The organism is Pantoea pleuroti (assembly GCF_014156615.1).
In the GTDB taxonomy this organism is placed as follows: domain Bacteria; phylum Pseudomonadota; class Gammaproteobacteria; order Enterobacterales; family Enterobacteriaceae; genus Pantoea; species Pantoea agglomerans.
On the sequence record NZ_SBFD01000001.1, the window covers coordinates 257478 to 269608 of the forward strand.

General features: G+C 53.6%; 12 protein-coding genes. 9 read left to right on the forward strand and 3 right to left on the reverse strand.

Going from position 1 to position 12131, the window contains the following annotated elements:
- Positions 1-193: 193 nt before the first annotated feature.
- From EPG66_RS01345 to oppF, 7 genes are all read left to right on the forward strand, one after another.
- Positions 194-841, forward strand: a complete 648-nt coding sequence (locus tag EPG66_RS01345) for a YchE family NAAT transporter (RefSeq protein ID WP_010244367.1) — start codon at positions 194-196, stop codon at positions 839-841.
- A gap of 582 nt (positions 842-1423) precedes the next feature.
- Entirely contained in the window at positions 1424-3049 is a 1626-nt protein-coding gene (locus EPG66_RS01350) for an ABC transporter substrate-binding protein (RefSeq protein ID WP_115758656.1), read from the forward strand.
- Positions 3050-3205: 156 nt separating this feature from the next.
- Positions 3206-4846: an oligopeptide ABC transporter substrate-binding protein OppA gene (oppA, locus tag EPG66_RS01355; protein WP_031593134.1), complete on the forward strand. Its 1641-nt coding sequence runs from the start codon at positions 3206-3208 to the stop codon at positions 4844-4846.
- Positions 4847-4938: 92 nt separating this feature from the next.
- Positions 4939-5859, forward strand: coding sequence for an oligopeptide ABC transporter permease OppB (gene oppB / locus EPG66_RS01360; RefSeq protein WP_010244379.1), 921 nt, complete (start codon positions 4939-4941; stop codon positions 5857-5859).
- Between the two features lie 14 nt (positions 5860-5873).
- On the forward strand, positions 5874-6782 hold the full coding sequence (gene oppC, locus EPG66_RS01365; protein ID WP_010244382.1) for an oligopeptide ABC transporter permease OppC: 909 nt from the start codon (positions 5874-5876) through the stop codon (positions 6780-6782).
- A gap of 11 nt (positions 6783-6793) precedes the next feature.
- Complete coding sequence (gene oppD, locus EPG66_RS01370) at positions 6794-7807, forward strand: ABC transporter ATP-binding protein (RefSeq protein WP_010244386.1); 1014 nt, start codon at positions 6794-6796, stop codon at positions 7805-7807.
- On the forward strand, positions 7804-8805 hold the full coding sequence (gene oppF, locus EPG66_RS01375; RefSeq protein WP_010244389.1) for a murein tripeptide/oligopeptide ABC transporter ATP binding protein OppF: 1002 nt from the start codon (positions 7804-7806) through the stop codon (positions 8803-8805). Before oppD ends, oppF begins: the two co-directional genes overlap by 4 nt.
- Positions 8806-8853: 48 nt before the next feature.
- Here oppF and EPG66_RS01380 read toward each other — a convergent pair whose 3' ends face one another.
- Together EPG66_RS01380 and cls are read right to left on the reverse strand one after the other, a co-directional pair.
- On the reverse strand, positions 8854-9177 hold the full coding sequence (locus EPG66_RS01380; protein WP_003853921.1) for an HI1450 family dsDNA-mimic protein: 324 nt from the start codon (positions 9175-9177) through the stop codon (positions 8854-8856).
- Between the two features lie 45 nt (positions 9178-9222).
- Positions 9223-10683 (reverse strand): cardiolipin synthase, encoded by a 1461-nt coding sequence (gene cls / locus EPG66_RS01385; RefSeq protein ID WP_182685773.1) that lies wholly within the window; start codon positions 10681-10683, stop codon positions 9223-9225.
- Positions 10684-10853: 170 nt separating this feature from the next.
- Between cls and EPG66_RS01390 the strand changes: the two genes are divergently transcribed.
- The gene (locus tag EPG66_RS01390) at positions 10854-11027 is read left to right on the forward strand and encodes a YciY family protein (protein WP_003853917.1); all 174 of its coding nucleotides are present in this window, start codon (positions 10854-10856) and stop codon (positions 11025-11027) included.
- A gap of 54 nt (positions 11028-11081) precedes the next feature.
- On the opposite strand, the gene EPG66_RS01395 is transcribed toward EPG66_RS01390, so the two are convergent.
- On the reverse strand, positions 11082-11399 hold the full coding sequence (locus EPG66_RS01395) for a hypothetical protein (protein WP_031593132.1): 318 nt from the start codon (positions 11397-11399) through the stop codon (positions 11082-11084).
- A gap of 358 nt (positions 11400-11757) precedes the next feature.
- On the opposite strand from EPG66_RS01395, the gene ycgZ reads away from it, so the two are divergent.
- Complete coding sequence (gene ycgZ, locus EPG66_RS01400; protein WP_010244401.1) at positions 11758-12000, forward strand: regulatory protein YcgZ; 243 nt, start codon at positions 11758-11760, stop codon at positions 11998-12000.
- Positions 12001-12131 lie beyond the last annotated feature (131 nt).

Sequence of the window (12131 nt, forward strand, 5' to 3'; positions counted from 1 at the left end):
GTGTATCAAATTGGTTACCTCTTCACGTCATCAGCCTGGTAGCGGCTAAATCCAGTCACTTTTTAATCTCTGGGGTAAAGCGCTGGATGCTCCGTCATTCAACAGTATAAATAGCTGAGTCAGCATCTGGCGTCCGTGCCTGTTTTCACATACATTAGGCGCGTTTTCCCCCCCTGTGGTACGGAGTAAAGTCGTGAACCCTGCGCTGTTAGATTTATCAGGCTATATAAAATTTTTTGTCGGGCTCTTTGCGCTGGTCAATCCGGTGGGAATTATTCCGGTCTTCATCAGCATGACCCGTTATCAGGGGGTGGCTGAGCGTAACAAAACCAACCTCACTGCCAATCTGGCGGTTGCTATTATTCTCTGGACGTCACTGTTCCTTGGTGATGCGATTCTGCATGTGTTTGGCATCTCGATTGACTCCTTCCGCATCGCGGGTGGGATCCTGGTCGTCACCATTGCGATGTCGATGATCAGCGGCAAGCTGGGCGAAGATAAGCAGAATAAGCAGGAGAAGTCAGAAACGGCGATTCGTGAAAGTGTGGGGGTTGTGCCGCTTGCGTTGCCTCTGATGGCGGGACCGGGTGCTATCAGTTCGACCATCGTATGGAGCACCCGCTACCACAGCTGGATAAATCTGCTGGGGTTCACTCTGGCGATAGCCATCTTTGCATTCTGCTGCTGGTTACTCTTTCGGGCCGCGCCGTTAATGGTGCGTATTCTTGGCCAGACCGGTATCAATGTCATTACGCGTATTATGGGTCTGTTACTGATGGCTCTGGGGATCGAATTTGTTGTCACCGGCATGAAGTCCATTTTTCCCGGCTTACTCAATTAAACGCTCACTTATTTCAGAGAGTGAAGTGAAATAATGATCCGTAATGGTGCAGAAGGGGCATTTTATGCACCATTACGATGCAATTATTCGTTGTGCTTAACAGAATCAGGCAATTATAAATTTCATTACTGCGCGCTGGCTCACAGACTTTTTTCTGCGAAATAATGTCACTATTTTCACACGATATTCTGCTCTCTATTTTCTTGTAAGCCTCACAAACTGTCAGAATAATCACGCTATCTTAAATTTCATCACGCTGAAGCCAGATTCCCCAATATAAGTGCCAAAAAAGAGGCTGTTTGCCGCTGCTTTCTGCTCTTAAGAGGGGTTTCCAGCTAAATAGTCTATTTTTCATATCGATATGATATTTTCAGGACGAAAATTAACACTTCCGCTGCCTGACTTCTCATGATAAAAGAGAATTAGTTAACATTTCAGCTATTTTGCTTTGGCGCGCCTTCGCGGCTTCTGATAATTTTTGGCCCAACGTAAAATTTTTTCTCCGAAAGCCCAAAGTGAGAACGCTTTTTGCTTAAGCCTGTCGGGATACTTAATTTAAGGTTGGCGTTTCGCATGATTGGGATGAAGAACTTGCAGCAGCAGCGGTCAAAACTCGCAGTCGTTTTGTTAATGGCTTTTTCGCCGGCCTATGCCGCCACGGTGCCGCCGGGTACAACTCTGGCCGCGCAGCAACAGATTGTGATCAATAACGGCAGTGAAGTCTCCTCGCTGGATCCGCATAAAACCGAAGGCGTGCCGGAATCCAATATTATTCACAACCTGCTGGACGGCCTGGTCAATACCGATAACAGCGGGCAGGTCGTCCCTGGCGTCGCTAAAAGCTGGGAAAACCCGCAACCTACCGTCTGGATTTTTAATCTGCGGGAGGATGCGAAGTGGAGCAACGGTGAGCCGGTTACCGCCGCTGATTTCGTCTACAGCTGGCGCCGTCTGGTGGACCCGAAAACCGCGTCGCCTTACTCCAGCTATCTGCAGGCCGCCCATTTTGCCAACATTGATGCCATCCTTGCCGGTAAAGCGTCACCCGATCAGCTGGGCGTGAAGGCGCTGGATGCCCATCGGCTGCAGATTACCCTGAGTGAGCCTGTTCCTTACCTGGTGGCGATGTTAGCGCATACGGCGATGAAGCCGGTTTATGCGCCTGCCATTAAGCAGTGGGGCGAAGCCTGGACCCGCCCGGGTCATTACATCGGTAACGGTGCCTACACGCTGAGCGACTGGGTAGTGAATGAAAAAATTGTCGTGAAGCGCAATCCTCGCTACTGGGATAATGCGCACACGGTGATTGAGCAGGGCACATTCCTGCCGATCGCTTCTGAAAACAGCGATATCAATCGCTACCGCAGCGGCGGCACGGATATTACCAACAGTGCGGTGCCACCAGAGATGTTTGGCAAGCTGCGCAAAGAGCTGGGCGATGAAGTGAAGGTCAGCCCGCTGCTCTGCACCTTCTACTACGAGATTAATAACAAAAAGCCGCCGTTTACCGATGCACGGGTGCGTGCCGCGCTGAAAATGACCCTCGATCGCGAGGTGATAGCCAATAAGATCATGGCCCAGGGGCAGATTCCGGCTTACAGCCTGACGCCGCCTTTTACCGCCGGTATCAAACTCACTCCACCTGCCTGGTTTACCTGGACGCAGGCGCAGCGTAATGAAGCCGCGAAGAAACTGCTGGCAGAGGCCGGCTTTGATGCTGCCCATCCGCTGACCTTTACGCTGCTCTATAACACTTCCGATCAGAACAAACGGCAGGCGATTGCGGCCGCGTCGATGTGGCAGAAAAATCTGGGTGCTAAGGTGACGCTGCAGAATCAGGAGTGGAAAACCATGCTGGAGACCCGGCATCAGGCGCAGTATGACGTGGTGCGCGCCACCTGGTGTGCCGACTACAACGAACCCTCAACCTTCCTGAACATGCTGATCAGCAACGCCTCGATCAACACTGCGTTTTACAGCAGCGCGACCTTTGATCGTCTGATGGCGGAGACGCTGACGGCAGGCAGCGAGGCGCAGCGCGCCGGCCTGTATCAGCAGGCTGAAACACAACTCGACAAAGACTCACCAATTGTGCCAGTTTACTACCGCGTAAGTGTGCGCCTGGTGAAGCCCTGGGTTGGCGGCTTCACGGGCAAAGACCCGCAGGACATGACAGACCTGAAGTACTATTTCATCAAAAAACACTGATCTGATCGCCCGTTCGGCGAGACAGTCGGAAAGCGCATCAGCAAACAGACCTTTTTTTGGGGTCAATCTCCCTGGTAACAGGCCAGGGAGCCCGCAGACGGGGGACGCCGGGGCAGAGCATCGCCACGGTGACGATAATAAAACTGGAGTGTAATAATGAACAACATCACGAAAAAAAGCCTGATTGCAGCGGGCGTTTTCGCCGCAGTGAGTGCGCTGGCAGGGAATGCGGCTTTCGCGGCAACGGTGCCTGCGGGCGTTGAACTGGCCGCAAAACAGGAGCTGGTTCGCGGCAATGGCGATGAAGTCCAGTCGCTGGATCCGCACAAAATCGAAGGCGTGCCGGAAGATAACGTGGCGCGCGATCTTTACGAAGGTCTGCTGGTCAATGACAGCAACGGTAAACCGATCCCGGCCGTAGCGGAAAGCTATGAAAATAAAGATTTTAAAGTGTGGACTTTCCACTTACGTAAAAATGCCAAATGGTCCAATGGCGAGCCGGTCACCGCGCAGGACTTCGTCTACAGCTGGGAGCGTCTGGTCGATCCTAAAACCGCCTCACCGTATGCCAGCTATCCGCAGTATGGTCATATCCTGAACGTCGATGACATCATCGCCGGTAAAAAGCCCATTACCGATCTGGGCGTCAAAGCCATTGATGATCACACGCTGGAAGTCACCCTGAGTGAGCCGGTTCCCTATTTTGATAAGCTGCTGATCAACTCCGTCATGTCACCGGTCTACAAACCGGCGATTGAGAAGTTTGGCGATCAGTGGACTCAGCCACAGAACTGGGTCGGCAACGGAGCCTTTAAGCTGGACGCGCACGTGATTAACGAGCGTATCACCCTGGTGCGTAACCCAAACTACTGGGACAACGAACACACCGTGCTGAACAAGGTCACCTTCCTGCCTATCAGTTCTGAAGTCAGCGACGTTAACCGTTACTTCTCCGAGAACGGCAGCGACATGACCTATAACAACCTGCCAATTGAGCTGTTTAAAAAGCTGCAGCGTGACAACGGTAAAGAGCTGCACGTCGATCCATATCTCTGCACCTATTACTACGAAATCAACAACCAGAAAGCGCCATTCACCGATCCGCGCGTGCGCGCTGCCCTGAAGCTGGGTCTGGATCGTGACATCATGGTGAATAAAGTGCTGGCGCAGGGCCAGAAACCTGCCTATAGCTACACGCCACCAGCGACCGACGGCATGGACATTCTGCCGCCAGACTGGTTCAAATGGTCACAGGACAAGCGTAATGCCGAGGCGAAAAAGCTGCTGGCCGAAGCGGGCTACACTGCCGACAAACCGCTAACCTTTAACCTGCTCTATAACACCTCCGATCTGCACAAAAAGCTGGCGATTGCTGCCTCCTCGATCTGGAAGAAAAATATCGGCGTGAACATCAAGCTGGAAAACCAGGAGTGGAAAACCTTCCTGGATACCCGTCATCAGGGTAACTACGATGTTTCCCGTGCGGCATGGTGTGCGGACTACAATGAACCGACTTCCTTCCTGAACACCATGTTGTCCAACAGCAGCAGTAACACCTCGCACTATAAGAGCGATGCGTTTGACAAAGTGATTCGCGACGCGATTAAGGCCCCGGATGCTAAAGCCCGTGCAGCTGACTATCAGCAGGCCGAGCAGATCATGGATAAAGACAGCACCATCGTCCCGGTTTACTACTACGTGAATACCCGTCTGGTGAAACCTTATGTCGGCGGTTATACCGGTAAAGATCCACTGGATAAAACCCTGGATAAAAACTTCTACATCATCAAACACTAATAGCATTCAGGCTATCAGCAGTGGCGGCGCGTCTGGCGCCGCCTTTTAATTTTTTTTATATGTTGTGAAGCAACAGCCTGGTAGGTACGGCAATGTTAAAATTCATCCTGCGTCGCTTGCTTGAAGCGCTCCCGACGCTGTTCGTCCTGATTACCATCTCCTTCTTTATGATGCGACTGGCACCCGGCAGCCCGTTTACTGGCGAGCGCACCCTGGCACCGGAAGTGATGGCCAACATTGAGGCGAAATATCACCTCAACGATCCTATCGGTAAGCAGTATGTCGATTACCTGGTGCAGCTGGCGCACGGCGACTTCGGCCCATCCTTTAAATACAAAGATTATTCGGTCAACTACCTGGTCGCGCATGCGTTCCCGGTCTCGGCCAAACTTGGCCTGGCCGCGTTTCTGCTGGCGGTGGTGCTGGGCGTCACGGCCGGGGTTATCGCTGCGCTCAAACAGAACAGCTTGTGGGATTTTGCGGTGATGGGGGTGGCAATGACCGGCGTGGTGATACCCAGTTTCGTGGTCGCGCCGTTGCTGGTTCTGCTGTTCGCCATTACCCTGAAGTGGCTGCCGGGCGGCGGCTGGAATGGCGGGCAGTGGAACTACATGCTGCTGCCGATGGTGGCGCTCTCGCTGGCTTACATCGCCAGTATCGCGCGTATCACCCGTGGGTCGATGATTGAAGTGATGCACTCCAACTTTATCCGCACCGCGCGCGCCAAAGGGTTACCGCTGCGCCGCATTGTAATGCGTCATGCGCTGAAGCCCGCGTTGCTGCCGGTGATCTCCTACATGGGACCGGCGTTTGTCGGCATCATCACCGGGTCGATGGTGATTGAGTCGATCTACGGTCTGCCGGGCATCGGTCAGCTGTTTGTGAACGGCGCGCTGAACCGTGACTACTCGCTGGTAATGAGCCTGACCATTCTGGTTGGTTTGCTGACCATCGTATTCAACGCGATTGTTGACGTGCTCTATGCCGTTATCGATCCCAAAATTCGTTACTGATTGCGGAGTTCGCCATGATGTTAAGTAAGAAAAACAGCGAAGCTCTTGATGCGTTCAGTGAGAAGCTGGAAGTAGAAGGGCGTAGTCTCTGGCAGGACGCGCGTCGTCGTTTTATTCATAACCGCGCTGCCTCCATCAGCCTGCTGGTGCTGTTCCTGATCACCCTGTTCGTGATCTTTGCGCCGATGCTGGCGCAGTTTACCTACGACGATACTGACTGGGCCATGATGTCCTCGCCGCCCGATACCACTTCTGGTCACTGGTTCGGCACCGATTCTTCGGGTCGTGACCTGCTGGTACGTGTGGCTATCGGTGGCCGCATCTCGCTGATGGTGGGCGTGGCTTCTGCGCTCATCGCGGTGATAGTCGGGACGCTCTATGGCTCGATTGCTGGCTATCTCGGCGGCAAAACAGACTCGGTGATGATGCGTATTCTGGAAATCCTTAACTCCTTCCCGTTTATGTTCTTCGTGATCCTGCTGGTGACCTTTTTTGGTCGCAATATCCTGCTGATTTTTGCTGCTATCGGCATGGTTTCGTGGCTCGATATGGCGCGTATTGTGCGTGGCCAGACGCTGAGCCTGAAGCGCAAAGAGTTTATCGAAGCGGCCCATGTGGGCGGGGTATCGACCTGGAAAATCGTGGTGCGCCACATCGTGCCGAACGTGCTGGGCGTGGTGGTGGTTTACGCATCGCTGCTGGTGCCGAGCATGATCCTGTTTGAATCCTTCCTGAGCTTCCTGGGACTGGGTACGCAGGAGCCGCTGAGCAGCTGGGGCGCACTCCTCAGCGACGGGGCAAACTCGATGGAAGTGTCGCCGTGGCTGCTGCTCTATCCGGCAGGCTTCCTGGTCGTCACGCTGTTCTGTTTCAACTTTATCGGCGATGGCCTGCGTGATGCCCTCGACCCGAAAGATCGTTAAGGAGTTTCCCGATGACTATTCATGAATTCCAGCCAGCAATGGCGGCCCGCGCGGGAAGCGAACAGCTACTTACGGTCAAAGATTTACGCGTCACCTTTGGCACGCACGATGGTGATGTTACCGCCGTTAACGACCTGAACTTCTCGCTGCGCGCCGGTGAGACGCTGGGCATTGTCGGTGAGTCCGGTTCCGGCAAGTCGCAAACCGCCTTTGCCCTGATGGGGCTGCTGGCGAAAAATGGCCGCATTGGCGGTTCGGCAATGTTTAATGGCAAAGAGATCCTGAATCTGCCCGAGAACAAGCTCAATAAACTGCGCGCCGAACAGATTGCGATGATCTTCCAGGACCCGATGACCTCGCTGAACCCCTATATGCGGGTGGGCGAGCAGCTGATGGAAGTGCTTAAGCTGCATAAAGGGATGAACAACGCGCAGGCGTTTGAAGAGTCGGTGAGAATGCTGGATGCGGTGAAAATGCCGGAAGCGCGCAAGCGGATGAAGATGTATCCGCATGAGTTCTCCGGCGGTATGCGTCAGCGCGTCATGATCGCCATGGCGCTGCTGTGCCGTCCAAAACTGCTGATTGCCGACGAGCCGACCACCGCGCTGGATGTTACCGTCCAGGCGCAGATTATGACGCTGCTCAACGACCTGAAGCGCGAGTTCAATACTGCCATTATCATGATCACCCACGATCTGGGTGTGGTGGCAGGGATCTGCGACAAAGTGCTGGTGATGTATGCCGGACGCACCATGGAGTATGGCCGTGCCCGCGATGTCTTTTATCAGCCGTCACATCCTTACTCGATTGGTCTGCTTAATGCGGTGCCGCGTCTGGATGCGGAAGGGGAAAGTCTGACGACGATTCCGGGTAATCCACCCAACCTGCTGCGTCTGCCGCAGGGCTGCCCGTTCCAGCCGCGTTGTCCGCACGCTATGGATATCTGCACCCAGGCACCACCGCTGGAACCCTTTGGCGAAGGCCGTCTGCGCGCCTGCTTTAAGCCGGTGGAGGAGTTAGTATGAGCACCGTAGCTGAAAAAAGAGTGTTACTGGAAATCGCCGACCTCAAGGTGCATTTCGACATCAAAGATGGCAGGCAGTGGTTCTGGCAGCCATCAAAAACCCTGAAAGCAGTCGATGGTGTCAGCCTGCGTCTGTATGAGGGGGAAACCCTGGGCGTGGTAGGCGAGTCTGGCTGTGGTAAATCGACCCTGGCGCGCGCCATTATCGGGCTGGTCAAGGCGACCGAAGGTCGGGTCGCCTGGTTAGGCCGTGATCTGCTGGGGCAAAGTGAAGAGGAGTGGCGCAAGGCGCGAAGCGATATCCAGATGATATTCCAGGATCCGCTGGCATCACTGAACCCGCGTATGACCATCGGCGATATTATCGCAGAGCCACTGCGAACCTATCATCCAAAAATGGCGCGTCAGGAAGTGAAAGACCGCGTCAAAAATATGATGATGAAAGTGGGTCTTCTGCCTAACCTGATTAACCGCTATCCGCATGAGTTCTCGGGCGGTCAGTGTCAGCGTATCGGTATCGCCCGCGCGCTGATTCTTGAGCCTAAGCTGATTATCTGTGATGAGCCGGTCTCTGCACTGGACGTCTCGATTCAGGCCCAGGTGGTTAACCTGCTGCAGCAGCTGCAGCGCGAAATGGGCTTATCGCTGATCTTCATTGCGCACGATCTGGCGGTGGTGAAACATATCTCTGACCGGGTGCTGGTAATGTATCTGGGGCATGCGGTGGAGCTGGGTACCTACAAAGAGGTCTACAGCAATCCTCAGCATCCTTACACCCGTGCGCTGATGTCCGCGGTGCCGATTCCCGATCCGGACAAGGAGAAGAACAAGCAGATTCAGCTGCTGGAGGGGGAGCTGCCGTCGCCGATCAATCCGCCATCAGGCTGCGTGTTCCGCACCCGTTGTCCGATTGCCGGTCCGGAGTGTGCGAAAACCCGACCGCTGCTGGAAGGCAGTTTCAACCACGCGGTCTCCTGTCTGAAAGTCGATCCGCTATAATGCAAAACGCCGGGCAATCGCCCGGCGTTTTCTTATCAAATCTGACGCTTACTCACGCCACAGGATATGACAGAGTTTGTGGTCTTTCTCGCGGCACAGCAGCACGCGAGCAAAGACGTCGGTGATCGGTTCACCGTCCGCTTCACCCAGCCCAATCACCACCTCGGCGAAGAAGTCCGGGTTCAGGTCGAAATCGACATGATCTTTCCAGTCTTCAGACGGATCAAACAGCTCTGCGCCACCGCGCTCTTCGAACTGCAGATTGAAGAGAATGACGTCTGCCGGATCAAGATTGTCGACTGCCAGTTCGAGAAAAATATCGTAGGCTTGTTCAAGCGTTTCATCTTCGGTAAGGCGATTATTTAAATCCATAGTCTGTCCTGTCGGCCTGCGGCCATTTACACAATCTGGCTCGTTTTACAGTAAAGGACTGAAGAAGTAAAACAGTCGTTCGACGATGCGTTGCCACCAGGCACGTTTTGCCCAGCGCTTGCCATCCAGCAGGCGGGAACGGGCGATATAGTCATCCTGCACACAGGCGAGATCGCTGCCAAATCCCGCATCATCAACCACCAGCGTCACTTCAAAATTCAGCCATAAACTGCGCATATCTAGGTTCACGGTTCCCACCAGGCTCAGTTGTCCGTCGACCAGCACGCTTTTGGTGTGCAGCAGGCCATCTTCAAACTGATAAATTTTCACGCCCGCTTCCAGCAACTCACTGAAGAAGGAGCGGCTGGCCCAGCCAACCAGCAGCGAGTCATTGTGACGAGGCACAATCACGCTGACATTGACGCCACGCTGCGCCGCCGTACAGATAGCATGCAGCAGATCGTCGCTCGGCACTAAGTAGGGCGTGGTCATGATCAACTGTTCACGTGCCGAATAGACCGCAGTCAGCAGCGCCTGATGGATCATATCTTCCGGGAAGCCGGGGCCGGAGGCGATCACCTGCACGGTGTGGCCGCTCTCCTGTTCAAACGGCATAATGTTGCGATCGGGCGACGGCGGTAAAATGCGTTTGCCGGTCTCTATCTCCCAGTCGCAGCTGAAAACAATCCCCATCGCCGTCGCCACCGGGCCTTCCATTCGCGCCATCAGGTCAATCCACTGACCGACACCCGCGCTCTGTTTAAAGAAGCGCGGATCGACCAGGTTCATGCTGCCGGTATAAGCGATGTAGTTATCAATGAGTACGATTTTGCGGTGCTGACGCAGATCCATCCGTCGCAGGAAGACGCGCAGCAGGCTGACCTGCAACGCTTCCACCACATCGATTCCGGCATTGCGCATCATGCCGACCCAGGGACTGCGGAAAAAGGTAACACTGCCCGCAGAGTCGAGCAGCAGACGGCAATGAACGCCACGGCGTGATGCCGCCATCAGCGATTCCGCCACTTCATCCGCCAGACCGCCGGGATGCCATATATAGAACACCATCTCAATGTTGTGGCGGGCCAGCTGGATATCCCGAATCAGCGCCTGCATCACGTCGTCGGCGCTGGTGAGCAGCTGCAGCTGGTTGCCCTTGACCCCGGCGATGCCCTGACGATGGTAGCAAAGCTCAAACAGCGAACGCGCAACGTCGCTGTGTTCGGTGGCAAAAATTTCACGGCACTGCTTAAGGTCAGTAAGCCAGCGGGCAGTGGATGGCCACATGGTGCGGGCGCGCTCCGCACGACGTTTACCCAGATGCAGTTCGCCAAAAGAGAGATAAGCGATAATCCCTACCAGCGGCAGAATATAGATCACCAGTAGCCAGGCCATCGCGGATGTCACAGCCCGTCGCTTCATTAACACGCGCAGCGTAACCCCGGCGATCAGCAGCCAGTAACCAAACACCAGCAGCCAGCTGATCAGGGTATAAAAAGTGGTCATAAAGTGGACATCCCGTTCGCGCTTTCGTCCGGCAAGTTTACGTGCAGATGACGGCTAACGGAACCCTTTATCCCGGACATCCTCGATGAAGGATCCGATTTGGCATTACCGCAGAGATCTCTATAATGCCCTCGCGTATATCTCGTGTGTATGACGTCAGAGAGGAAGTGATGAAACGAAGCAGAAATGAAGTGGCGCGCTGGAGAATGTTACGGCAGGTGCATCGCCGCCGCTCACGCTGGCTGGAAGGGCAGTCGCGGCGGTATAAGCGTATCCACTGCATTCGCCATCAGCTGGCACAACAGCAGCGTCGTTCGATTCTGTTTATTACGCAGATAATATAGCTCAAGCCCGGTGAATTCAGCCTGTGGGACAAAGCAGGCTATTCAGACTTCAAATCAGGCTTCAAAAAAAACCGATTCTGCCATCGCCCGTCGCGCTATCAGGTGCTCCTGATGCGACGCGCCACGATCGCTGACTTCGCGCATCAGACATTCCATTGAGCTGCCCAGCTCAGTCGGCCTGTGGTAACCCACACGATCGTACCATTCGTAAGACCACTTACGCGATTTACGCTGATAATAGACAGTGAGCCACACTGAGCAATTAGCAGGGTAACCACTCATCACTTCTATTTTGGGGTCAACAATAGAAAGAAGCCGGGATAACAGCGGGTCGAGCAATGTAAGGGACTGGCCAGAATAAGTTTTATGCATAATGTGCCCGCGACTGTGCTGTGCATCCATTCAGAGGTTCAACTCACAAGGGGTAAATGTAGACAGCTCTGCGAGATAATTCCTCTTTAATACTAAAAAAAGGGCGGAAAGATCATATTTTAATAGTAAAACAGGTCATGCAGGCGCGGACTAAAGAGGGAATATTAACAGGATAAAAACCGCAGGCTAAGAAGTTGTACAACTTTACAATGTTGTAATGTGCTGTTATTTATGGGTTTGTTGTCATTAAAACAAAACGAACTGATTTTTTAAGCTAAATATCTGTACAGATAGCTCGTTGTTGTATAACTTTATCGCATCGGTTATTAATCTTAAATGAATCCTATGAGGGTCAACCATGCAGACTAACGTTCGTATTCCCGCTTCAGTCTCTGACATCTCCGCGTATTTACACAGCGCCGCGCAGCCCTCACAACAGGCCATTCTTGGCTCCGTCGTGACGGAAATTATCAGTTCGGGCCGTAGTCTGAATCGTAAAGCGATCTGCTCAAAACTGATTGGCCGTTTACAGCATGTCACCAGTCCGGAAGAAGAACAGCACTATCATGCGCTGATTGGCCTGATTCTGGATCGCGGTTAACGCATCGCTGAAAATATGCCAGCGGCGGGAAAATAAAGAGAGCGTGTATTACTGAAAGACCAGGCCGGTATACTGCCGGTTTATAATCAATGTTGCTCAGAACAACGCTTTAATTTATTAAGATCAGTTGG